This window comes from Bradyrhizobium sp. BRP56, from assembly GCF_020194035.1.
GTDB classification, from domain to species: Bacteria; Pseudomonadota; Alphaproteobacteria; order Rhizobiales; family Xanthobacteraceae; genus Bradyrhizobium; species Bradyrhizobium australafricanum.
This window is the reverse complement of the sequence record NZ_JADYVV010000019.1, coordinates 103,009-124,757: the sequence shown is the minus strand read 5'-3', so window position 1 is coordinate 124,757 and position 21,749 is coordinate 103,009. Positions and strand designations below refer to the sequence as shown.

General features: G+C 64.4%; 19 protein-coding genes. 11 read left to right on the top strand and 8 right to left on the bottom strand.

All coding sequences use genetic code 11. The features are described 5' to 3' along the window. From I6F38_RS16175 to I6F38_RS16145, 7 genes are all read left to right on the top strand, one after another. Positions 1-284 (top strand): SufD family Fe-S cluster assembly protein (locus I6F38_RS16175; RefSeq protein WP_225161033.1); only part of this gene is annotated, 284 nt, incomplete at its 5' end. Between the two features lie 57 nt (positions 285-341). Continuing rightward, on the top strand, positions 342-1,094 hold the full coding sequence (gene sufC / locus I6F38_RS16170) for a Fe-S cluster assembly ATPase SufC (protein WP_092083483.1): 753 nt from the start codon (positions 342-344) through the stop codon (positions 1,092-1,094). A 17-nt stretch (positions 1,095-1,111) separates the two neighbouring features. Then, positions 1,112-2,434 (top strand): Fe-S cluster assembly protein SufD, encoded by a 1,323-nt coding sequence (sufD, locus tag I6F38_RS16165; protein WP_225161032.1) that lies wholly within the window; start codon positions 1,112-1,114, stop codon positions 2,432-2,434. Next, complete coding sequence (locus tag I6F38_RS16160) at positions 2,431-3,678, top strand: cysteine desulfurase (RefSeq protein WP_225161031.1); 1,248 nt, start codon at positions 2,431-2,433, stop codon at positions 3,676-3,678. Before sufD ends, I6F38_RS16160 begins: the two co-directional genes overlap by 4 nt. Further along, the gene (locus I6F38_RS16155) at positions 3,675-4,046 is read left to right on the top strand and encodes an SUF system Fe-S cluster assembly protein (protein ID WP_016845787.1); all 372 of its coding nucleotides are present in this window, start codon (positions 3,675-3,677) and stop codon (positions 4,044-4,046) included. The genes I6F38_RS16160 and I6F38_RS16155 overlap by 4 nt, the downstream gene beginning before the upstream one ends. 158 nt (positions 4,047-4,204) lie before the next feature. After that, the gene (locus I6F38_RS16150) at positions 4,205-4,594 is read left to right on the top strand and encodes an iron-sulfur cluster assembly accessory protein (RefSeq protein WP_050384272.1); all 390 of its coding nucleotides are present in this window, start codon (positions 4,205-4,207) and stop codon (positions 4,592-4,594) included. Positions 4,595-4,770: 176 nt separating this feature from the next. Continuing rightward, the gene (locus I6F38_RS16145) at positions 4,771-5,238 is read left to right on the top strand and encodes a TfoX/Sxy family protein (RefSeq protein WP_225161037.1); all 468 of its coding nucleotides are present in this window, start codon (positions 4,771-4,773) and stop codon (positions 5,236-5,238) included. Between the two features lie 116 nt (positions 5,239-5,354). Here the strand turns inward: I6F38_RS16145 and I6F38_RS16140 are convergent, their stop codons facing one another. From I6F38_RS16140 to I6F38_RS16125, 4 genes are all read right to left on the bottom strand, one after another. Then, positions 5,355-6,422, bottom strand: a complete 1,068-nt coding sequence (locus I6F38_RS16140; RefSeq protein WP_225161030.1) for a GGDEF domain-containing protein — start codon at positions 6,420-6,422, stop codon at positions 5,355-5,357. A gap of 418 nt (positions 6,423-6,840) precedes the next feature. Further along, positions 6,841-8,322 (bottom strand): DEAD/DEAH box helicase, encoded by a 1,482-nt coding sequence (locus tag I6F38_RS16135; RefSeq protein WP_225161029.1) that lies wholly within the window; start codon positions 8,320-8,322, stop codon positions 6,841-6,843. A 251-nt stretch (positions 8,323-8,573) separates the two neighbouring features. Continuing rightward, entirely contained in the window at positions 8,574-9,266 is a 693-nt protein-coding gene (locus I6F38_RS16130; protein ID WP_225161028.1) for a helix-turn-helix transcriptional regulator, read from the bottom strand. Positions 9,267-9,495: 229 nt separating this feature from the next. Continuing rightward, complete coding sequence (locus I6F38_RS16125; RefSeq protein WP_225161027.1) at positions 9,496-10,449, bottom strand: helix-turn-helix transcriptional regulator; 954 nt, start codon at positions 10,447-10,449, stop codon at positions 9,496-9,498. Between the two features lie 230 nt (positions 10,450-10,679). Between I6F38_RS16125 and I6F38_RS16120 the strand changes: the two genes are divergently transcribed. Both I6F38_RS16120 and I6F38_RS16115 read left to right on the top strand, forming a co-directional pair. Continuing rightward, positions 10,680-12,176: a caspase family protein gene (locus tag I6F38_RS16120; protein ID WP_225161026.1), complete on the top strand. Its 1,497-nt coding sequence runs from the start codon at positions 10,680-10,682 to the stop codon at positions 12,174-12,176. Positions 12,177-12,248: 72 nt separating this feature from the next. Next, positions 12,249-13,493 carry an FAD-dependent oxidoreductase gene (locus I6F38_RS16115; protein ID WP_225161025.1) on the top strand — a complete coding sequence of 415 codons (1,245 nt, stop codon included), beginning with the start codon at positions 12,249-12,251 and terminating at the stop codon, positions 13,491-13,493. A gap of 36 nt (positions 13,494-13,529) precedes the next feature. On the opposite strand, the gene I6F38_RS16110 is transcribed toward I6F38_RS16115, so the two are convergent. From I6F38_RS16110 to I6F38_RS16095, 4 genes are all read right to left on the bottom strand, one after another. Then, positions 13,530-14,300, bottom strand: a complete 771-nt coding sequence (locus I6F38_RS16110; RefSeq protein WP_225161024.1) for a glucose 1-dehydrogenase — start codon at positions 14,298-14,300, stop codon at positions 13,530-13,532. Between the two features lie 196 nt (positions 14,301-14,496). Continuing rightward, complete coding sequence (locus I6F38_RS16105; protein ID WP_076828706.1) at positions 14,497-15,288, bottom strand: hypothetical protein; 792 nt, start codon at positions 15,286-15,288, stop codon at positions 14,497-14,499. 226 nt (positions 15,289-15,514) lie between these two features. After that, the gene (gene parE / locus I6F38_RS16100) at positions 15,515-17,575 is read right to left on the bottom strand and encodes a DNA topoisomerase IV subunit B (RefSeq protein ID WP_225161023.1); all 2,061 of its coding nucleotides are present in this window, start codon (positions 17,573-17,575) and stop codon (positions 15,515-15,517) included. A 126-nt stretch (positions 17,576-17,701) separates the two neighbouring features. Then, positions 17,702-18,070 carry a hypothetical protein gene (locus I6F38_RS16095; RefSeq protein WP_018271460.1) on the bottom strand — a complete coding sequence of 123 codons (369 nt, stop codon included), beginning with the start codon at positions 18,068-18,070 and terminating at the stop codon, positions 17,702-17,704. Positions 18,071-18,255: 185 nt separating this feature from the next. Between I6F38_RS16095 and I6F38_RS16090 the strand changes: the two genes are divergently transcribed. Both I6F38_RS16090 and I6F38_RS16085 read left to right on the top strand, forming a co-directional pair. Continuing rightward, complete coding sequence (locus I6F38_RS16090) at positions 18,256-18,786, top strand: DedA family protein (RefSeq protein WP_028332199.1); 531 nt, start codon at positions 18,256-18,258, stop codon at positions 18,784-18,786. Positions 18,787-18,927: 141 nt separating this feature from the next. Further along, complete coding sequence (locus I6F38_RS16085) at positions 18,928-21,579, top strand: DUF3857 domain-containing protein (protein ID WP_225161022.1); 2,652 nt, start codon at positions 18,928-18,930, stop codon at positions 21,577-21,579. The last annotated feature ends 170 nt before the right edge of the window (positions 21,580-21,749 follow it).

The window sequence follows — 21,749 nt, the reverse complement described above, 5'->3', positions numbered from 1 at the left end:
ACACCGCCTGCGACTCGCTTCTGATCGGCGACAAATGCGGCGCGCACACCGTGCCCTATGTCGAGGCCAAGAATTCCTCGGCGACGTTCGAGCATGAAGCGACGACGTCGAAGATTTCCGAGGACGTACTGTTCTACTGCATCCAGCGCGGGCTCTCGCAGGAAGAAGCCGTCGGCCTCGTCGTCAACGGCTTCGTGAAGGACGTGCTGCAGCAACTGCCGATGGAGTTCGCGGTGGAAGCGCAGAAGCTGATCTCGATCAGCCTTGAAGGTTCGGTTGGCTAATCCATCCCGCCAACGGCGCGGCCGACGCGCCTCGGGGTGATGCTCAGGAAAAATCAGATGTCTCTGCTTGAAGTGAAAGATCTGCAGGTTCGTGTCGAGGAGCGTGAGATCCTCCACGGGCTGTCGCTTAACGTGAACCCGGGCGAGGTGCACGCGATCATGGGGCCGAACGGCTCCGGCAAGTCGACGCTCTCCCACGTCATCGCCGGCAAGCCGGGCTATGAAGTCACCGGCGGGCAGATCCTGTTCAGGGGCGAGGACCTCCTGGAGATGGAGCCCAACGAGCGCGCCGCCAAAGGCGTGTTCCTGGCGTTCCAATATCCGGTCGAGATTCCCGGCGTCACCACCTGGAACTTCCTGCATGCGGCGCTCAACGCCCAGCGCAAGGCGCGCGGCGAGGACGAGATCTCGTCGCCGGCCTTCCTCAAGAAGGTCCGCGAGGTCGCCAAGTCGCTGAACATCCCACAGGACATGCTGAAGCGCGGCGTCAATGTCGGCTTCTCCGGTGGCGAAAAGAAGCGCAACGAGATTCTGCAGATGGCGCTGTTCGAGCCGGCCGTCTGCATCCTCGACGAAATGGATTCCGGCCTCGACATCGACGCGCTGCGGATCGCGGCCGACGGCGTCAACGCGCTGCGCTCGCCGGAGCGCGCGATGGTCGTGATCACCCACTATCAGCGGCTGCTCAACTACATCGTGCCCGACTTCGTGCACGTGATGTCGAAGGGCCGGGTGGTGAAGAGCGGCGGCAAGGAGCTGGCGCTGGAGCTGGAAGAGTCCGGTTACACGCAGTTCGAAGACGCTGCCTGACAAACGCGGGTTTTGTGATGAACGTTGTTGCAAAGACCGAGACCGGGCGCGCGCTGGGCGACGCATTCGCCGTGGTGCGCGACCGTCTGCCGGGCGAGGGCAAGATCGCCGATCAGCGGCGCCAGGCCTTCGAGGCTTATGAACGATCAGGCTTGCCGCATCGCCGGATCGAGGACTGGAAATACACCGACCTGCGCGCGCTGATGCGCGAAGTGCTGCCGCTCGCTGCATCCCCGGATGATGCCGCGCTGAGCCGCGCCAGGGCCGTCGTAGAGGCCCGCGCGATCGAAGGCGTCCGGCGCCTGGTGCTGGTCGACGGCGCGTTCGCGCCTGATCTCTCCGATTGGAAGGATCTGGAGAAAGGGCTCTCGATCAATCCGCTGCGCGTTGCGCTGGAAGCCGGCGACGAGATCGTCGCGACACAGGCTCTCGCGTCCGATGCCGCCAACCCCATGATCGCGCTGAATGGCGCGATGGCGACCGACGGTGTCGTCATCGACGTCGCCAACGGCGCGGTGCTGACCCAGCCGCTGCATATCGTGCATGTCGCATCCGGCACCGCGCCGGCCTCGACGTTCACGCGGTCGCTGCTCCGGCTCGGCCGCGATACCGGCGTGACGCTGGTGGAGAGCTATCTCGCCGTGGACGGCGCCAAGGCCTACCAGACCCATGACGGACTGGTTGTTGCGATCGGCGACAATTCACGGCTCGATCACGTGCGCCTGGTCGAAGACAGCGTCGATGCCTTCAATATTTCCTCGGCGACGGTGTCGCTCGGCGCGCATGCCCATTTCAACACCTTCGGCCTGACCTCGGGCGGTCATGTCAGCCGTTACCAGTTGGCGGTGACCTGCGCCGGTGAGGGCTCGACGGTCGAGACCAACGGCGTCAATCTGATCAACGGCAAGCAGCACGCTGACACCACGCTGTTCATGGATCACGCGGTGCCGCACTGCGCGAGCCGCGAGATCTTCCGTGCCGTCGTCGACGACCGCGCCCATTCGGTGTTCCAGGGCCGCATCATCGTCCGCCCCGACGCGCAGAAGACCGACGCCAAGATGATGACCCGTGCGCTGCTGCTGTCCGACGACGCGGAGGCTGACAACAAGCCCGAGCTCGAGATCTTCGCCGACGACGTCACCTGCGGTCACGGTGCGACCACCGGCGCGCTCGACGAGAGCCTGCTGTTCTACATGCGCGCCCGCGGACTGCCCGAGAAGGAAGCGCAGGCGCTCCTGATCCAGGCCTTCGTCGGCGAGGCGATCGAGACCATCGCCAGCGACGCGTTGCGCGAGGTCGCAATTGCCACCGCGCAGCGCTGGCTTCAGGCGAGGGCGTGAGCATGCACAAGGCGGTCGCCAACGGCAGTTACGACGTCGCGCTGGTGCGGCAGGATTTCCCGGCGCTCGCCATGCAGATCTACGGCAAGCCGCTGGTCTATCTCGACAACGCGGCCTCGGCGCAGAAGCCGAATGCGGTGCTCGACCGCATGACCGAGGCCTACAAGAGCGAATACGCCAATGTGCATCGCGGCCTGCATTACCTCGCCAATGCCGCGACCGAGGCCTATGAGGGCGCCCGCGGCAACGTCGCGCAGTTCATCAACGCCCGCCGCAATGAAGAGATCGTCTTCACCCGCAACGTCACCGAGGCGATCAACCTGGTGGCGTCGTCCTGGGGCGGGGTGAACATCAGGGAGGGCGACGAGATCGTCCTCTCGATCATGGAGCACCACTCCAACATCGTGCCCTGGCACTTCCTCAGGGAGCGCCATGGTGCCGTGATCAAGTGGGCACCGGTCGACGACGAGGGCAACTTCCTGATCGAGGAGTTCGAGAAGCTCCTGACCCCGCGCACCAAGATCGTCGCGATCACCCAGATGTCGAACGCGCTCGGCACGCTGGTTCCGGTCAAGGACGTGATCCGGCTGGCGCACGACCGCGGCATCCCGGTGTTGGTCGACGGCGCGCAAGGTGCGGTGCACCTGCCGATCGACGTCCAGGACCTCGATTGCGATTTCTACGCCTTCACCGGCCACAAGGTGTACGGACCGACCGGCATCGGCGCGCTCTATGCCAAGCACGAGCATCTGGTGGCGATGCGGCCGTTCAACGGCGGCGGCGAGATGATCCGTGAGGTGGCCAAGGACTGGGTCACCTATGGCGATCCGCCGCACAAGTTCGAGGCCGGGACGCCGCCGATCGTCGAGGCGATCGGGCTGGGGGCTGCGATCGACTACGTCAATTCGATCGGCAAGGAGCGCATCGCCGCGCATGAGCATGAGCTTCTCACCTATGCGCAGGAGCGCCTGCGCGAGATCAACTCGCTGCGCGTGATCGGAACCGCTCGCAACAAGGGCCCGGTGATCTCGTTCGAAATGAAGGGCGCGCATCCCCATGACGTCGCGACCGTGATCGATCGTCAGGGCATTGCGGTGCGCGCCGGCACGCATTGTGTGATGCCGCTTTTAGAGCGGTTCAACGTCACGGCCACCTGCCGTGCATCCTTCGGGATGTATAATACCAGGGAAGAAGTCGACCATCTGGCGCAGGCGCTGATCAAGGCGCGGGAATTGTTCGCATGACCGATACAGCCGAAGTCAAGACGGCCACCATGGAAACCACCTCGGCACTGCCGGCGGAGGAGACCGAGCGCATGAGCGGCGAGATCGTCGCGGCGCTGAAGACGGTGTTCGACCCGGAAATCCCGGCCGACATCTACGAACTCGGCCTGATCTACAAGGTCGATCTCAAGGATGATCGCTCGGTCGACATCATGATGACGCTGACCACGCCGAACTGCCCGGCCGCCGGCGAGCTGCCGCAGATGGTGGAGAACGCGGTCGCCAGCGTTCCCGGCGTCGGCGTCGTCAACGTCAACCTGGTGTGGGATCCGGCCTGGACGCCGGACCGGATGTCGGACGAGGCGCGCCTCGTCCTCAATATGTGGTGATGCGTCGCAGCGTTTTCGAGCGAAGTGGATGCCGGTTCGCGTGAAGAAAACGCGTCAGAACAAGAGGTAAAGGTTCTGATCAAGAACCTTTACGGATTGGACTTAGGCTCAAGAAGATCGGCAATTGATTTGCCGCTGGGACTGACCACATGAGTGACATGACGCAAGCTTCACCAACCCCAGCCAAGCCGAAGCGGCCGCGCCCGCAGGTCATGAAACTGACCGATGCCGCCGCGGAGCGGATCACCGAGCTGACCAAGCGCGCGGATTCCGAGATCGTCGGGCTGCGCGTCGGCATCAAGAATGGCGGCTGCGCCGGACAGTCCTATACCGTCGAATACGCTCACGAGATCCGTCCGACCGATGAAGTGGTCGAGGACAAGGGCGTGAAGATCCTGGTCGATCCGAAGGCCGTGCTGTTCCTGCTTGGAACCGAGATGGACTATGTGGCCGACAAAATGCAGGCCCAGTTCGTGTTCAATAACCCGAACCAGGTCTCCGCCTGCGGTTGCGGCGAATCGGTGCAGCTCAAGCCGGCCACGGTCTAGAGACGTCCGCATATCGATTGTTGTGTGATCGGCACCTGTGTTGCCCGTCATTGCGAGCGTAGCGAAGCAATCCATGTTTCCGCTTGTTGCGCGATGGATTGCTTCGCTACGCTCGCAATGACATGGATGGAGACATGCTCCTTACCATGAGGCGACAGAACGGGGGCGATTGGCACATGGACCGCGAATTCCTCACCGACCTGTTCGCCGATTTCGGCCCGGTCGCGCTGCGCCGGATGTTCTCCGGCTACGGCATCTCGGCTGACGGCACCAACTTCGCGCTGGCCCTGCGGGCCGGGCTTTATTTCCGCGCCGACGATCAAACCATTCCGCAATTCGAGGCGGAAGGCTGCGGACCGTTCCAGTATCAGACGCGCTCCAAGACGGTGACGGTGAACTCGTACTGGCAGCTGCCGGCACGGCTGTTCGATGATTCGGAAGAACTCGCGGTCTGGGCACGGTCGGCACTCGGCGCCGCCCAGCGCGCCGCGCTGCGCAAGCGGCCGAGGAAACGAGCGGCTGCGCGAAAGTCGAAGGCGCCTGCGAAGAAGACTGCGAGCAGGAAAGCTACGGCAGAAAAGGCGGTCGCGAAGAGGCCATCGGCCAAGAAGAAGCGATCGGCAAAGAAGCGATCCGCATCCTGAGGCGGCCAATCCATCCACGTCATTGCGAGCGAAGCGAAGCAATCCATGGGTCCGCATATGCGGTTAGGTGGATTGCTTCGCTTCGCTCGCAATGACTGTGGAGGACGTGAGGGAAGTCACGCCACGCGGGTCTGGATCTCGGCGCTGTATTCCGGATCGGCCTCGCAGATCACACGGTTGCGGCCGGCGCGCTTGGCGGCATAGAGGCAGGCGTCGGCGCGCTCGATGAGCGAGTCGGTGTCGTCAGTCGGCTTCAGCATGGAGACGCCGACCGAGATCGTGACACGGCCGAGGATCTCGCCGGTCGACTTCTTCTTCAGCTCCTTGGCCATCACGGCGCGGCGGATGTGGTCGGCGACCGTCAGCGCCTGGCGCAGCGCCGTGTTGGGAAGCACCACGGCGAATTCCTCGCCGCCATAGCGGGCGGTGATGTCCTGGCCCTTGATGTTCTGCTTCAGCGACTGCGCCACCAGCCGCAGCACCTGGTCGCCGGTGAGATGGCCGTAGGAGTCGTTGAACGATTTGAAGTGGTCGATGTCGAACATCAGGAGCGACAGCGGCTCGCCGCTGGCGAGCGCGGCCTGCACCGCCATGTCGATCGAGCGGTCGAAATATTTCCGGTTGCCGAGGCCGGTGAGCGGATCGGTCAGGCTCTCGGCACGGATCGCCTCGAGGCTGTGCTGCAGGTCGCTGATCTCCGACTTCGACAGCGCGAGCCGGTTCTCCAATGCCTGATTGGTCTCGCGCATCTCGCGCGTCGATTTCGCCAGGCTATCGACGATTGCCTTGATGTGATCGCGGGTGGTCGCGCTCGCAAGCTTATCGCTGGCACCGACGAGGCTGGCGTCATAGGTCGCGGACACGCCGAGCGCATCGGTGATCAACTTCATGACGGCGTCGATCTCGCCGATGACGCGCGCGCCGACCTTGTCGATGCGGTCCGAGGTCTTGATGTGCGAAAGGTAGGTTTCGTAGATCTGCTCGAGATCGGATTCAGAGAGCTTGCCGCTGCGCGCCAGCGTCTCGTTGATGACCTTGTTGAGCGGCGCGTTGTATCCGGTCGCGTAGACGTACCAGATTTCATAGTTGCGGGGGACGGCGGTCTGGCGAAGCGAGCGGATCTGGCCAAGCGCGACTTCGGCAAAGGCCAACGTACGTTCGTGTTCGTCCAGCAGCTTGACCACTGTCACGTCCTCAATGCACGCAATGCCGATTAAACCCGGCAGCAATGACTAAACTATTGGGGCGAGGGTACGGGACGAGAGTGAAGGCAAGGTAAACAGTGGAACTACGGGGAAGTCCGCTGCAACGACCATACGGCGCGCCCGATGTTTGTCCGCCTTGAGCGCCACTTTCGGGCGCTTTTCGTTTGCTCGCTTAGAGCATGATCCGGAAAAGTGCGCAGCGGTTTTCCGAAAAGATCATGCTCAAACAACGAGCTAAGGCGCGATGACGCTTCACGCAAATCTCATCGCGCTTTGGTGCGAGGCGCAAACTGCGCGCATTTGCTTCAAACGCTGAGGATCAGCGCGTGCGCCGGTCGCGGGCGGCAACAGAATTGGCCGGAATACCGCCGCTGGCGCGGCGGCTTCAGAGCAGGCCTTATGCGCGTGCGCGCACAGGTCGCAGCAGGAAGGCGGGCAGGTGCGAATGATCGGCGGGCTCATGGTCCACCTCGCGCTGCGGCCGCCGTGGCTCGGCACGCCCGATCGACGGCACGTGCGACGGAGCGGCCTGCGGAGCCGAATTGCGGCCGTGGCGCGGTTCACGCTCCGGCTTCGCTGCGCGCTCCTCGCGGGGCTCCCGCTCCTGACGCGCTTCGCGCGGCTCGCGCTCACCGTGGCGCGCTTCGCGCTCACGGCGCGGCTTGCGGCCGCCGCGGGCACCATCGCGCGAACCTTCGCGGCCACGCGAGCGGCGCGGCGCGGCGTCCTCGTCGGAGGCTTCGCTGTGAACGGTGTAGTCGCCCTCAGCGCGCGGGATCGGCTGGCCGATCAGCTTCTCGATCGCGGTCATCGACTTGCTATCGAGCGAGGTGACGATGGAGATCGCAGTACCGGTGCGTCCGGCGCGGCCAGTACGGCCAATGCGGTGGACATAGTCGTCGGGGTGGTGCGGTACGTCGAAATTGAAGACGTGGCTCACCGCGGGAATGTCGAGACCACGGGCGGCGACGTCGGAGGCGACGAGCAGCGGAATCTCGCCCTTCCGGAATTGATCGAGGGCCGCGGTGCGGGCGGATTGATCCATATCGCCGTGCAGGGCACCGACGCTGAAGCCGTGCTTCTGGAGTGACTTGTGAAGGACGGCGACTTCGCGCTTGCGATTGCAGAAGATAATCGCGTTGTTGAGATCCTTGGCATCGCGCAGCAGGCGGCGGAGGATCTCGCGCTTGTCATGCGCTTCGCGACCGGCCGGGACCTGCAATTGCGTCACGGTGACGGCGGTGGTCGCGGGCTTGGAGACTTCGATCCGCGCAGGATTGTGCAGGAAGGCCTCGGTGATGCGGCTGATCTCCGGAGGCATCGTCGCGGTGAAGAACAGGGTCTGCCGCGTGAACGGGACGAGCTTGCAAATGCGTTCGATGTCAGGGATGAAGCCCATGTCGAGCATGCGGTCGGCTTCGTCGATCACCAGCAGCTCGACGCCGGTGAGCAGCAGGCCGCCGCGTTCGGTGTGGTCGAGCAGGCGGCCGGGCGTTGCGATCAGGACGTCGACGCCGCGCATCAGCTTGGAGTCCTGGTCGCCGAACGAGACGCCGCCGATCAGGAGCGCCACGTTCAATTTCTGACCGGCGCCGTATTTGTCGAACTGCTCCTTCACCTGCGCGGCAAGCTCGCGGGTCGGCTCGAGGATCAGGGTGCGCGGCATCCGTGCCCGGGCGCGGCCCTTCTCGAGCAGGGTGAGCATCGGGAGAACGAAGGCAGCGGTCTTGCCGGTGCCGGTCTGGGCAATGCCGAGGACGTCGCGCCGGGCGAGAACGTGCGGGATTGCCTGTTCCTGGATGGGAGTGGGGTTGGTGTAACCGGTGGCCGCAACTGCGGCGAGGACCTTATCGGACAGGCCTAGATTGGAAAAAGACATTGAGCCTCTGGTCGAAACCGCCGTTCGGCATCGCAGGTAAAAGGCTGTCGCGTTCGGCCCCGAAACGGCTCGCTTTTCTATAAAGCTCGGGGGCTCTGACTAACGCCGACGGACGGCAAACCTGACGAATCGCGTTTCGATCCGAGGGCCGCGTTGCCCGCAACATAGGGGCGAAAGCGGTAAAGTCAATCTTGGAACCGGCCGGATAGCCGAAAAAGCTTAACGTTTTGATTGAAATACGCGTCTTTTCGTCATCTGGCGGTCAAATGAATCACGACCCCCGTCCCGGACGGCGAGGCCACAGCGGGGGCCTCCGCGTTGTTTTTCATCCTGAATCCGCCGGGCGTCAGGCCTTCGGAATCGCCGAATATCCGGTAGAATGTGGCGAGGCTGCCGAACCCGCAGGTGAGGGCGATGTCGGCGATCGGCCGCGGCGGCTTCTCGCAAAGCAGCCTTCGGCTCTCGCTCAGGCGCTGGGCGGTGACGGTCTGCGAAAAGCTCGTCCCGGTCGCTTCGAACAAGACGTGCAGGTAGCGGACCGAGACGCCGAGCATGCCGGCGACCATCCCAGGCGACAGGCTTGGCCTGGCAAGATGGCGCGTGATCAGGCGGCGCGCGAGGCTGAGCCGGCCGACGCGCAGCGCCTGCTGCGCCCGGCGGCTGCCCGGCCTGATCACACCGCGCTCGATCAGCGCAAGGTCCGCCACGATCTTGACCAGCGCAGGAATGCAAGCGGTATCACCGGCCTCCGTGGCCTCCTTGAAGTCGGCGAGGCAAGCTTCGAGCAGCGGCGCCCAGCCGTGATTGCTGGTCGCCGCTGAGCCTTGACGGGCTGGCTCAGATGCCGGGATTTGATCCGCTCGCGGGTCCGCGGCATCGAGAGAAATGCGCGTCGCGCCTCTAGCTAGCGTTTCCTGGCTGTGATCCCCGTGCTTACCGCGCATCGTGACTGATCCCTCGCTCTGCATGAGAGCGCGCGTCGCCGGTAAGGAAATTTGCGGTGCCGAACCCGGGCGGAGCGCCGCAGTGGTTCTGGCGAAATGGCCGGAAAATATCTTCTCAATGCGCGCAGGCTGATCACTTCGGTTCAGCGAAAGCCGGATCGCGCGGCGATGTGAAGTTCAAGGAGCTGAAGGGGGCGCGGCCGGTGTCTTGGCCGGTCCGGACAGGCGCTCAGGCCGTTTGCGCGCGGTAGTCGCCCGGCGTCATGGATTCGGATGCATTGAAGAGGCGGTAGAACGTCGCAAGGCTCTCGAAGCCGCAGGCAAAGGCGACCTCGGCGATCGTCTGCCTCGGCTGCTCGCGGAGCAGGCGGCGGCTTTGTTCGAGCCGGAGCGCGGTGACTGTCTCCGAGAAACTCATCTCGGTCTCCTCGAACAGGATGTGCAAATGACGGACCGAAATGCCGAGCAGGCCGGCAATCAGGGTTGGCGACAGCGCTGCACGCGCCAGATGGCGCCGGATCAGGCGACGGGCCAGCGACAAATGGGCGGTTCGCAAGGCCTGCTGCGCGAGGCGGCTCTTCGGCCGCATGATGCCGCGCTCGATCAGCGCGATATGGGCCAGCGCCTGCACCGTCGGCGCCGTGCCCGCCGCCGCGGCATCGTTGCTCTCGATGAGGTCGCGGAAGCATGCTTCCAGCAGGGCCCGCAGCGCAGTCTCATCCTGCACCGGCCTGGGGACGAGTTCGCCGAGCTCGGCGCTCGGCGGGACGATGTTCGCGACCGGGACCTTGATGATGCGCAGGTGGAAGCCGTCGTCGTGCAGGGGGACAGTGCGATAGGGCAGGTCCGAGTAGCTGGTCGCGAACATGCCGTCGCGAACGGCAAATTCATCGAGCCGCGCGCCGCCGAACCAGCCGCCGCCGCCAAGCTGCTGATAGATGCACAGGCTGTCGCTGGCCGCGTCGGCGATGTCGCCGGTGCGCCGTTCGACACGGTACGGCGAGGCGCGCAGCTCGACCAGCCCGGCATCGCCGAGCTTGCGCAGCGAGAACTCGCCGAAGAAGTCGCGGCGCCGGTCGGCTTCCAGCTCGGCGGTGACGCCGAACAGCCCCTTGGCGCGGACCTCGCGCCAATAGTCGAAGCGATCCTTGGGATCGACTTGATCAGTAGACCATGTGTGCACGGAAAAGCCGTTGCGACGTGCGGAGAGCTCGAACCGGATGGAGGTTCGAATCTATCACGCGGGCCGTAAAAAGAAACTTGACCTAAGACAAATCGGATCCCTCATTTCGGCCTGGCGTGGCCGGCCGGAACGGCCGTCCGCGGCCGGCCTTGAACCGGCGAAACGGCTGGTCCGACTATTAGGCGGCGGTCGCACGGGCGGCGCATTTGTCGTGCAGGCGGGAAAACGGGATGAAGAGCTGGCTTTCGAGACTTTCGGCGATCCTTTGGGCGGTTGCATTTGTCGCATCGGCCGCACCCGCCCAGGCCGAAAAGCGCGTCGCGCTGGTGATCGGCAACAATGACTACAGGAACGTGCCCAGGCTGCAGAAGGCGGTCAACGACGCCCGCACCATGGGCGACACGCTGAAGCAGCTCGGCTTCAGCGTCATGGTAGCCGAGAACCTCAACCGGCAGGCGTTCTCCGAGACGCTGCTCGCGTTCGACCGCTCCGTGGAACCCGGCGATACCGCGTTCTTCTTCTATGCCGGCCACGGCTTCGAGATCGCCGGCCAGAATTTCCTGCTGCCGACCGACGTCCCGGCCGCCACCGAAGGGCAGGAGGAATTGGTGCGCGACGCCTCTGTTCTCGCCGACCGCATCGTCGAGCGCTTGCAGAACAAGAAGGCGCGCACCTCGATCCTGGTGTTCGACGCCTGCCGCAACAATCCGTTCGAGCGCGCCGGCACGCGCGCGGTCGCCGGCGGCGGTGGCCTCGCGCCGATGACGCAACTGCCGGAGGGCGTGTTCTCGGTGTTCTCGGCGGGGCCGCGCCAGACCGCGCTCGACCGCCTTTCGAACGACGATGCCAATCCCAATTCGGTGTTCACGCGGACCTTCGCCAAGGAGCTGCTGCAGCCCGGCGAGAATCTCGTGCAGGTCGCGCAGCGCACGCGGCGCCTGGTCAGCGAGATGGCCGAGACCGTGAAGCACAAGCAGATCCCGGTCTATTTCGACCAGATGGTCGACGATGTCTTCCTGAACGGGATCGCGAAGGGGCAGGCCGAGGCGGCCAAGCCGTCCGCGCCGCCGCAGCAGGTGGCCGCGCTGCCGCCGGTCGCGGTGCCGAAGCTGCCGAAGGAGGATTCGATCAACGCGCCGATCGCGAGCTTCTCGCGGCACAATGGCGGCTGGACCGTGGTGTTCTCGATCGCCGATCCGACGCTCGGGATTTCCTGGCGGATCGGCGACAGCGGCGATTTCCGCGAAACCGGCTTCATCGACACGCTCGATCCGCGCACGCGCAAGCGGATGCCCAATCCGTCGGTCGAGCTGCCGGCCGATGCGCCGGCCGCCACGATCGAGATTCGCTATGTCGATACGCAAGGCATGATGCAGGGGCCGTTCCCGATCAAGTTCGATCCCGACGCCGCGTTGATCCGCGACCAGCGCAAGATCCTCGACATGACCGCGACCAGCTGGCTGTCATTCCGCGAGTTCAACGGGCTGCTGGTCTACTATACGCACCTGATGTCGTATCGCTGCGCGATCCGCGAGGTGCGCATCGGCATCGACACCTCGGTGCCGGACAAGGTCCTGAAGATGCCATCCTGCAATTCGCGCGATCCCAGCGCGATCCCGTCTGACGCGCAGCCCTATCTGAAGCTTGCGCCGCAGACCAGGGCGGTCTCGGTCGAGCTGACCTATCGCGACGGCAGCGTGTCGGAAATCAAGACCTTCAGGCGATAGCCTTGCATCCTTGTTACCCGATCCGCGTTACAATCGGGTTCTGAAGGGCGAGGCAGCGGTGAGGACGGCATCATGGATGCAGGCACTCCGGCAGGGCCGAACGAGCGTCAGATCAGGGCGCGCTGCTGCGTGGTCGGTGGCGGGCCGGCCGGCATGATGCTTGGCTATCTGCTCGGACGCGCCGGGGTCGATGTCGTGGTGCTGGAGAAGCACGCCGACTTCTTCCGCGACTTCCGCGGCGACACCGTGCATCCGTCGACCCTGCAGGTGATGGACGAACTCGGCCTGATCGACGGCTTTCTGAAGCTGCCGCATCAGGACATCCAGACGCTCGACGGCATGTTCGGCGGCACCTCGGTGCGGATCGCCGACCTCCGCCGCCTCAGCATCAAGTACCCCTTCATCGCGATGATGCCGCAATGGGACTTCCTCAATTTCCTGCGCGAGAGCGGCAAGCGCTTTCCTTCGCTGAAGGTGCTGATGAAGGCCGAGGCGACCGATCTGATCCGGCGCGGCGATGCTGTCGCAGGCGTGCACGCGAACACGCCCGACGGCCCGGTCGAGATCGAGGCGGATCTCACCATCGGCTGCGACGGACGTCATTCGATCGTGCGCGAGCGCGCCGGCCTCGACGTCGAGGAGATCGGCGCGCCGATGGATGTGTTGTGGTTTCGCGTCGGGCGGCGTCCGGATGAGACCGAGAATTTGTTCGCCCGCGTCGAGCACGGCAAGATGATGGTGACGTTCGATCGTGGCGACTACTGGCAATGTGCCTATGTGATCGCCAAGGGCCAATACGAGGCGGTGAAGGCGAGGGGATTGCCGGCGCTGCTCGACGACGTGCTGCGGCTGGCGCCGATCCTCAAGGCCGGCATTGCCGACGTGAAGAGCTTTGACGACGTCAAGCTGCTCACGGTCGCGATCAATCGCCTGACGCGCTGGACCCGTCCCGGCCTGCTCTGCATCGGCGACGCCGCGCATGCGATGTCGCCGATCGGCGGCGTCGGCGTCAACCTCGCGGTGCAGGATGCCGTCGCGACCGCCAACATCCTGGCGGCGAAGCTCGTTCACGGCGTGCCGTCGGAAGACGAGCTCGATGCGGTGCGCCGGCGCCGCGAATTCCCGGTGCGCGTGACACAGCGCATGCAGGTGATCGCGCAGAACAACATCATCAGCGCGGCGCTGAAGGCCGGCGATCAGCCGGTGCCGTTGGCGCTACGGTTGATCACGGCAATGCCCTGGCTGCAAGGGCTCACCGCACGTATGGTCGCCGTCGGGGTGCGGCCGGAGCACGTGCATTCGCCGGCCGCGGGCTGAACTGCGCGCCGCGCGACCGGAAGAGCGCCCGTGTTTTCAGGCCATCACCGAATAGCCGCCGTCGACGGGGATCGCGGTGCCGGTGACGAAGTCCGATGCGGGCGATGCCAGGAACACGGCGATGCCGGCGAAGTCGTCGATCGCGCCCCAGCGTGCCGCCGGCGTGCGCGCAAGCACGCGCTCGTGCAGCCCGGCCACCTGCTGGCGCGCGCCTTTGGTCAGGTCGGTATCGATCCAGCCGGGCAGGATGGCGTTGACCTGGATGTTGTCGGGAGCCCAGGCGTTGGCGCAGGCGCGGGTGTACTGCACGATACCGCCCTTGCTCGCGGCATAGGCCGCGGCGAAGCTCGCACCGAAGATCGACATCATCGAGCCGATATTGATGATCTTGCCGTGCCCCGACGCCTTGAGCGCCGGATAAGCCGCCTTCGAGCACATGAACGCGCTGGTCAGGTTGGTGTCGATCACCTTGCTCCACTCCTCCAGTTCGAGCTCGTGCGGAGGCTTGCGGATGCTCATGCCGGCGTTGTTGACGAGAATGTCGATCCGGCCGAACTCGCGAACGACCCGTTCGACCATGGCCGCGACGGCGGCCTTGTCGGTCACGTCGGTTGCCACCGCGATCGCCTTGGCGCCGCGCTTGCCGAGATCCTCGACGGCGGCCTTCGACTTCGCCTCGTTGCGGCCGACCACGGCAACCGCCGCGCCGGCGTCCGCCAGGCCGCGCGCCATGCCGAGCCCGATGCCGCCATTGCCGCCTGTGACGATGGCGACCCGGCCCGAGAGATCAAACTGTCCGTTTTTCATTGTTGTTGTCCGCTGAGGTTTGAACCGGGCGCGAGAGTGCCCGATCGTCACGGCGCTGACCAGATCGGCCACAGCCGGTCCGCCCTGCGCCGGCGGGCTTGCGCGTGGGGCGATTTCCAGGACGTTCGGGCAACAAAAAAGCCCCGGACAATGCCGGGGCTTTTGGTCTGTATCTCAGCAGGGATCAGTACGCAGCTCAGTACTTGGCGACAACCGGACCGGTCCAGTTGAAGCGGTAGACCAGCGAGGTGCTGATGGTCTGGACAAGCGGCTTGAAGGTGATGTCGCGGCCGTTCGAGAGGTTGGTGCCGTCGACCAGCTCCGAGATGTTCTTGTTGTCGTAGTAAGCGGCGCGATACTCGGTCTTCATGAACCAGCCCGGCGCGGTGATGCCGAAGATGTTCAGGTTGTTCTCGACGCCGCCGCCGACGAACCAGCCGCCGCGATCGAAGTCGTTGGTGTGCAGACCCGAGGGAAGCGCGCTCGCGGTGTTGAACAGCGTGGTGCCCTTCCAGTGCGAGCTGGAGTAACCGGCGTTGACGTAGGACAGGACGTTCGGCGCGATCAGGTAGCCGAGGCGCGCACCAGCCGCCCAGCTGTAGTCGTTCTTGATGTTGCCGGCGACGAACGGACCCTGATCCTGGATGGTGCCCTTCAGGCTGCCGAACTGACCGTCGGCGAACACGCCGATGACCCAGCTGTTGGCGGTCTGCCAGTCGTAACCGGCACCGACGGTGCCGTACCAGCCATCGCCGCCCTGGCGCTGGTTGAAGCCGAGGATCGGCGCACCCGTGACGGTCGACTGGACGCCCGTGTCAGCATCCCAGACGCCGCCGCCGCCACCGCCGAAGATGTAGAAGCCCGTCCAGCTCGGAGCGACCGGAACCGGGGCAGGAGCCTTGGTGTAGGGGCGGGCGGCCAGATCGGCAGCCGACGCCGATGCCGTCATCGCAGCAACCGCGGTCAGAGCGAGCAAAATCTTCTTCATATCCAAATCCTCGACTAGCGTTCGATCAGGTCGCTCAGGGGAGTGCGCTGGCACCGATTCCCGAAACTCATGATTGAACTATACGTGGTTCCGCCGGAAATGCTGTTGCTGGTGAGACACATCCGGCCGAAAACGAAGCCACTGGGGCTCTCCGAACGGGCAAAATGGCAACGGCCGCCCCAATCTGGAGGCGGCCGGAAACTCATTTCAGATCAATCGGTTGGGCCTAGACGTCGAGCAGATCGTCGCTGGCGAATTCGGCCTTGTCGGAAATGAAGGCAAAGCGGGCTTCGGCCTTGGTGCCCATCAGCCGCTCGACCGAGTCGGCGGTGCCCTCGCGATCGTCGGCCAGCAGCACCACGCGCAGCAGCGTGCGCTTGGCCGGATCCATCGTGGTTTCCTTCAGCTGCGCCGGCATCATCTCGCCGAGGCCTTTGAAGCGGTTCACCTCGACCTTGGCGTTGGCGTTGAACTCGCTCTTCAGCAGCTCGTCCTTGTGCGCGTCGTCGCGGGCGTAGATCGACTTGGTGCCGTGCTTCAGCTTGTAGAGCGGTGGAACCGCCAGATAGAGATGCCCTTCGTCGATCAGCCGCGGCATCTGCCGGTAGAAGAAGGTGATCAGGAGCGATGCGATGTGCGCCCCGTCGACGTCGGCGTCGGTCATGATGATGATGCGCTGGTAGCGCAGATCCTCTTCGCGGTAATGCGCGAGCGTGCCGCAGCCGATCGCCTGCACGAGGTCGGAGAGCTGCGCGTTGGCGGTCAGCTTGTCCTTGCCGGCAGAGGCGACGTTGAGGATCTTGCCGCGCAGCGGCAGCACGGCCTGCGTCTTGCGGTCGCGCGCCTGCTTGGCGCTGCCGCCGGCCGAGTCACCTTCGACGATGAAGAGCTCAGAACCTTCGGTGCCGGCGTCGGAGCAATCGGCGAGCTTGCCGGGCAGGCGCAGTTTCTTGCCGGCGGTCTTGCGCGCGGTCTCCTTTTCCTGGCGGCGGCGCAGCCGTTCCTCGGCGCGATCGATCACGAAATCGAGCAGCCGGTTGGCCTGGTTCGGATTGCCTGACAGCCAGTGGTCGAACGGATCCTTCATCGCCTGCTCGACGATGCGTTGCGCTTCGGCGGTGGCGAGGCGGTCCTTCGTTTGGCCCTGGAATTCAGGCTCGCGCACGAACACCGAGAGCATCACGGCCGCGCCCACCATCACGTCTTCCGAGGTGATGGAGGCCGCGCGCTTGCCCTGGCCCGCGCGTTCGGCGTGGTCCTTGAGGCCGCGCAACAATGCGCTGCGCAGGCCGGATTCATGCGTACCGCCATCGGGCGTCGGCACCGTGTTGGTGTAGGACGACAGGAAGCCGTCGGCATCGGCTGTCCAGGCCACCGCCCATTCGCAGGCGCCATGTGCGCCGCTGCGGCCGGATTTGCCGGAGAAGATATCCTGATGCACCAGCGTGTCGGCGTGGATCGCCGCGGCCAGATAATCCTTCAGGCCGCCGGGGAAGTGGAACTTGGCTTCCGCCGGGACGTCTTCGACGCCCTTCAAGAGCTCCTGGTCGCAGTGCCAGCGAATCTCGACGCCGCCGAACAGATAGGCCTTCGAGCGCGTCATCTTGAACAGGCGTTGCGGCTTGAACGCCGCCTTGGCGCCGAAGATGTCGGTGTCCGGCTTGAAGCGAATGCGCGTGCCGCGGCGGTTGTTGACCTTGCCGAGGTCTTCGAGCTTGCCCTTGGGATGGCCGCGCTCGAAGGTCATGCGGTGCAACTGCCCGCTACGCGCAACCTCGACCTCGAGCCGCGAGGAGAGGGCGTTGACCACGGAGACACCGACACCGTGCAGGCCGCCCGAGGTCTCATAGACCTTGGAGTCGAACTTGCCGCCCGAGTGCAGCGTGCACATGATGACTTCGAGCGCCGACTTCTTCGGGAATTTCGGATGCGGGTCGACCGGAATGCCGCGGCCATTGTCGGTCACGGTCAGGAAGCCGTCGGCGGTCAGCTCCACGTCGATGAAGGTAGCGTGGCCCGCCAGCGCCTCATCCATGCAGTTGTCGATCACCTCGGCGAACAGGTGGTGCAGGGCCTTCTCGTCGGTACCGCCGATATACATGCCGGGGCGCCGGCGGACCGGTTCCAGCCCTTCCAGCACCTCGATGTCAGCCGCCGTATAGCCGGCTTCGGCGCTTCCAGCGGATCGCGAAGCAGCCTTCGCAGGGGCGCGTCCCTTCGGTTCCGGGGCTCCGAACAGATCGTCGGCAGATTTACTTTTGGCGTTCGACTTCAATGATTTGGCCATGGTTCTTCAAGTGGCGCGCCGGTCACGGCGCGGCGAATCGGTTGCTCTGACTATGCCACGGATGGGCTGCCAATGGGGACGGTCGCGCCCTGGAGCCCGGCCATCCCCATAGATAGGAAACCGCGATTACGCCTGCGAGGTGCGGAATACAACGACCGTGAACAGGGCCATGGCGGCGACCACCAGCAGTGACCCGACGATCGGCGCCGCCTCGAACGACGGTCCCTTCAGCAGCACGGCGGCCACGCCGGCCGGGAACAGGACGCCGCCGACGATATGCAGCCAGCCCTGGATTCTGGCGAGCAGCATGCTGCCCGCTTCCGGCACCAGCCGGTAGTAGAGGCCGAACAGGAACAGCAGCACGCCGCCGACCAGATTGAGATGCGCGTGCGCCGGTCCCAACGTGAAGTCGTGCTGGATACCCATGGCGATGCCCGCGAGCATTCCGAACAGCAGGACGAGAACGCTCACGCACATCATCAGCGATCCGATCATCCAGTAATTCCTTTTTCTTGTGAGGGAGATGCCAACCTGGACCTCAGGGGCCTTACGGGAAATCACGGTCGATCCCCGCCTTTGTGACTTGATGTCACGCAATCGGCTGGCTTACCTGTTCTTAGGCTGCGTGCCGCTAGAAAGGTTCATTCGAGGTTCAACGGAGCGGGAAGGCACACGACGAGATGGAAGACCTTGCGCGGGCCCTGGCCGAATTCGTGCGGCACCACCAGGCCTGGGCCGCTCCGATCGTCATGCTGCTGGCGTTCGCTGAATCGCTCGCCTTCATTTCATTGCTGGTTCCGGCCTGGGGTGCGCTGGTCGCGATCGGCGCCCTGATCGGCGTCAGCGGGATCAGCTTCTGGCCGATCTGGATCGCGGGCGGCGTTGGTGCCGCGCTCGGCGACTGGGTCTCCTACTGGTTCGGCTATCGCTACAAGGAGCAGGTCGCGCAGATGTGGCCGCTGTCGCGCTACCCGGAGATCCTGCCGCGGGGCGAGGCCTTCGTGAAGAGCTGGGGCGTGCCCAGCATCTTCATCGGCCGCTTCTTCGGTCCGCTGCGCGCCTCGGTGCCGCTTGCGGCCGGCATTTTCGAGATGTCGTACTGGCAATTCCAGATCGCCAATTTCGTCTCCGCGCTGGTCTGGTCGGCGGCACTGCTGCTGTTCGGCGACGTCATTGCCCATGCCATCGAGTGGGTGTGGCGGGTGGTGTAGCGCCGTCAGTCCGCGACATCGGACGGGTGCCCACACGCGAAAAGAGAAACCTAAAAGTTTTTCTATCCCGGCGAGGCGACGGTAATCTCGCGGTGCTAGCTCAACAGCCGACGTTTCGGTCGTCGTCGGGCTTGCATCACCATGATCGCGCGCATCTGTCTCCTTTTCGCTTTACTGCTACTGACGCCGTTGAGCTTTGCCGCAGCCGATACATCGGCTTCAACGACTGCGGACCCGCACCGGGTCTGGATCGATCCGGGCTGGCGGCGGACGATCAGCCGCTATGCGATTACTTTCGACGAGCAGGGCCTGAGCACGACTATCTTCGATTTCGAAGCCCAGGCGCTCGACGAGAAGGGGGCCGAGGCGCTCGCTCGACGAACCTTTCGCTACAACAGCTATTTCTACGACTTGGCATCCAGCGAGCTCGCTACGTTGAAGGCCGACGGCCGGGTCATTGTGGTCGACGAACGCGCAATCCGAGACCAGCCGGCCTCGACGGATGGCTCCTCTCCCTATTTTGACGAGCAGCGGCAGCGGTTGGTTGCTTATCCGGACGTCGCTCCCGGCGACAAGGTCAAGGGGCGGTTGATCTACAAGGCGAAGAGAGCCGTGTTTCCCGGCGAATTTGCGGGCTACTGGAGTCAAATGGCGGATCAACCTCGCGAGGTGATGGAGCTCACGCTCGATGCGCCCGCGTCGAAGCCGTTGCATGTCGGGTTGCGCAATGTCGAACATGAGGAGGAGAGGCGAGGCGACCGGATCGTCCATCATGTTCTCTTCAGGCAAGAAACGCCGAGGCCGCGCGAGATGGACGCGGGGACATTCGACGATGCCCGGCGGTTCGAGGTCAGCACCTTCGCGGACTATGCAACTCTTGCGGCGGTGTTGAACGCCCGTAACGCGCCGATGGCGCAGCCTGACGAGAGTTTGGAAAAGCTCTCTGCCGAGATCGTCGGCGACGCCGCGGACGCGCGAAGCAAAGTTGAACGAATTCACAACTGGGTCGCGCGGAATATCCGGTACGTTGGGATCGGGCTCGAGGATGGTGGCTTGACGTCGCAACCCGCATCCGCAGTCCTCGCGGCGCGCTACGGTGACTGCAAGGCGCATGCGACGATCCTCAAGGCGTTGCTCGCGGTTCAGGGGATCGAAGCCAACCTTGTCGTGGTGAATGCCGGCCTGCAGTACACGCTGACGGAGGTCGCGACGCAGAATTTCGACCACGCGATTGTCTATGTTCCGGCAATCGACCGCTATCTCGACCCGACCTCGTCGCTGGTGGCGTTCGATTCCCTGCCGCCGAACCTCGGCGGCAAACCCGCGCTCAACATCGACAAGGGGACGATGGGCCGTATCCCGGTGACGGCACCGCAGCGCTTCGTGTTGGCAGCGGATACGGAATACACGCTGCACAGCGATGGTACACGTCAGGCGCGCTCGGTGTTGTCCGGCAATGGACTGGGAGCAAGTGTTGGACGATCCGTCGCACTAGGCCTTGACGCGGGGGACCGGCAGAACGGCGCCAGGAAGCTGATCGAGCAGGCGGGGCTGAGCGGCACGGGCGACTACAGCTTCCCGAATCCGCGCGACCTGTCCGACAGCTATGCGATCACCACGAACTTCCAGATCACCAAGCCCGTCGGCCTCAATCATCTCGAGCGGATCAGGATGCTGCCGCTGACTGACCCGCGCCCCTCGCTGCTGCTGCTCGCCACCAGCGGGCCAACCGACCGGGCCTTTCCGTGCCGCTCGCTGGAATATCGGGAGACCAGTTCGCTCACCGTGCCTGAGGGAACCAACTTCTACCAAAAGCCGGCGCCGGTCATCTATAGCAAGAGTTTCAGCGGCAGCACGGCATACGGCGCTGCGACGGGGCGGATCGAGGTCAACGCGACCGCCACGCTCAACGGCCGCACGATTCGCTCCAGCGCGTTGGTGCGGTTCAGCGTCGACGCTGCGGTCTGTCCGGCGGAATTTGCTGCGGCGATCAAGGCTGGCTTGGACAAGTTCGCGGAGTTCAAATACGGGCCGATCGGATTGACGCCGAAACCGGTACCGCTCGTTACGGAAATCAGCGCCGAGTTTACCGATGGCGTGAACGCGTATCAGGCGCAAAACTACGTGCGCGCGATGGCTCTGCTCCGACCGTATGCCGAGCATGGCAACGCCAAGGCTCAATCCTATGTGGGGTACATGTACGAAAGCGGCTACAGCGTCGAGCGCAACTACGCCGAGGCGATCCGTTGGTTTCTGATGGCCGCCGAGCAGGGCGATTCCTACAGCCAGGGGAAGCTGGGCTACGCATATGAGTACGGGCTTGGCACGGCGCGCGACGAGAAGGTCGCAGCCCAATGGTACGCCAAGGCAGCCGAGCAGGGCGATGTCTTCGGTCAGACCCACCTCGCGCGCCTCTATCGGGATGGCGCCGGTCTCGCCCAGGACTATCAGCAAGCTGCGACCTGGTTTTCGAAGGCTGCCGATCAGGGCTCGGCTTGGGCGCAGGGGAATCTCGCATTGCTCTACATCAAGGGCCGTGGCTTGCCGCTCGATCTATCACGGGGCATCGCGCTGCTTCGGGTTGCCGCCGATCAGAACGACAGTGAGGCCCAGTACAATCTGGGATATGCCTATGAGAGCGGCACGGGTGTTCCGAAGGACATCCGGGAAGCCGCCAAGTGGTACAGCAGGGCGTCCGATCGCGGTAATGCGCTCGCCCGCACGCGCCTCGAGGGATTGCTGGGAGGCGGCGGAATTTTGGGTCACCTGCGCCAACTCTTCGGTGGTCTTTGAGCTCCTGATCTGTCTACGCCGATGCGCCAGCGCATCCGACCCACGAGAGCCGTTTGCCGACCGTCGGCCTTGGAATAAGGCCGCGGCGCAGGGGTTAGCCCGGACGACGGCCAAGTCGCGCAACCGTCATCGCGCGGGCATCGAAAGGCTGATACAACCTCGCCTACAAT

Bases quoted from the DNA above. Each gene is read 5' to 3' on its own strand.
- sufC (WP_092083483.1), top strand. From the start codon at position 342: ATGTCTCTGCTTGAAGTGAAAGATCTGCAGGTTCGTGTCGAGGAGCGT.
- sufD (WP_225161032.1), top strand. From the start codon at position 1,112: ATGAACGTTGTTGCAAAGACCGAGACCGGGCGCGCGCTGGGCGACGCA.
- I6F38_RS16155 (WP_016845787.1), top strand. From the start codon at position 3,675: ATGACCGATACAGCCGAAGTCAAGACGGCCACCATGGAAACCACCTCG.
- I6F38_RS16150 (WP_050384272.1), top strand. From the start codon at position 4,205: ATGACGCAAGCTTCACCAACCCCAGCCAAGCCGAAGCGGCCGCGCCCG.
- I6F38_RS16145 (WP_225161037.1), top strand. From the start codon at position 4,771: ATGGACCGCGAATTCCTCACCGACCTGTTCGCCGATTTCGGCCCGGTC.
- I6F38_RS16135 (WP_225161029.1), bottom strand. From the start codon at position 8,322: ATGTCTTTTTCCAATCTAGGCCTGTCCGATAAGGTCCTCGCCGCAGTT.
- I6F38_RS16130 (WP_225161028.1), bottom strand. From the start codon at position 9,266: ATGCGCGGTAAGCACGGGGATCACAGCCAGGAAACGCTAGCTAGAGGC.
- I6F38_RS16120 (WP_225161026.1), top strand. From the start codon at position 10,680: ATGAAGAGCTGGCTTTCGAGACTTTCGGCGATCCTTTGGGCGGTTGCA.
- I6F38_RS16115 (WP_225161025.1), top strand. From the start codon at position 12,249: ATGGATGCAGGCACTCCGGCAGGGCCGAACGAGCGTCAGATCAGGGCG.
- I6F38_RS16110 (WP_225161024.1), bottom strand. From the start codon at position 14,300: ATGAAAAACGGACAGTTTGATCTCTCGGGCCGGGTCGCCATCGTCACA.
- I6F38_RS16105 (WP_076828706.1), bottom strand. From the start codon at position 15,288: ATGAAGAAGATTTTGCTCGCTCTGACCGCGGTTGCTGCGATGACGGCA.
- parE (WP_225161023.1), bottom strand. From the start codon at position 17,575: ATGGCCAAATCATTGAAGTCGAACGCCAAAAGTAAATCTGCCGACGAT.
- I6F38_RS16095 (WP_018271460.1), bottom strand. From the start codon at position 18,070: ATGATCGGATCGCTGATGATGTGCGTGAGCGTTCTCGTCCTGCTGTTC.
- I6F38_RS16090 (WP_028332199.1), top strand. From the start codon at position 18,256: ATGGAAGACCTTGCGCGGGCCCTGGCCGAATTCGTGCGGCACCACCAG.
- I6F38_RS16085 (WP_225161022.1), top strand. From the start codon at position 18,928: ATGATCGCGCGCATCTGTCTCCTTTTCGCTTTACTGCTACTGACGCCG.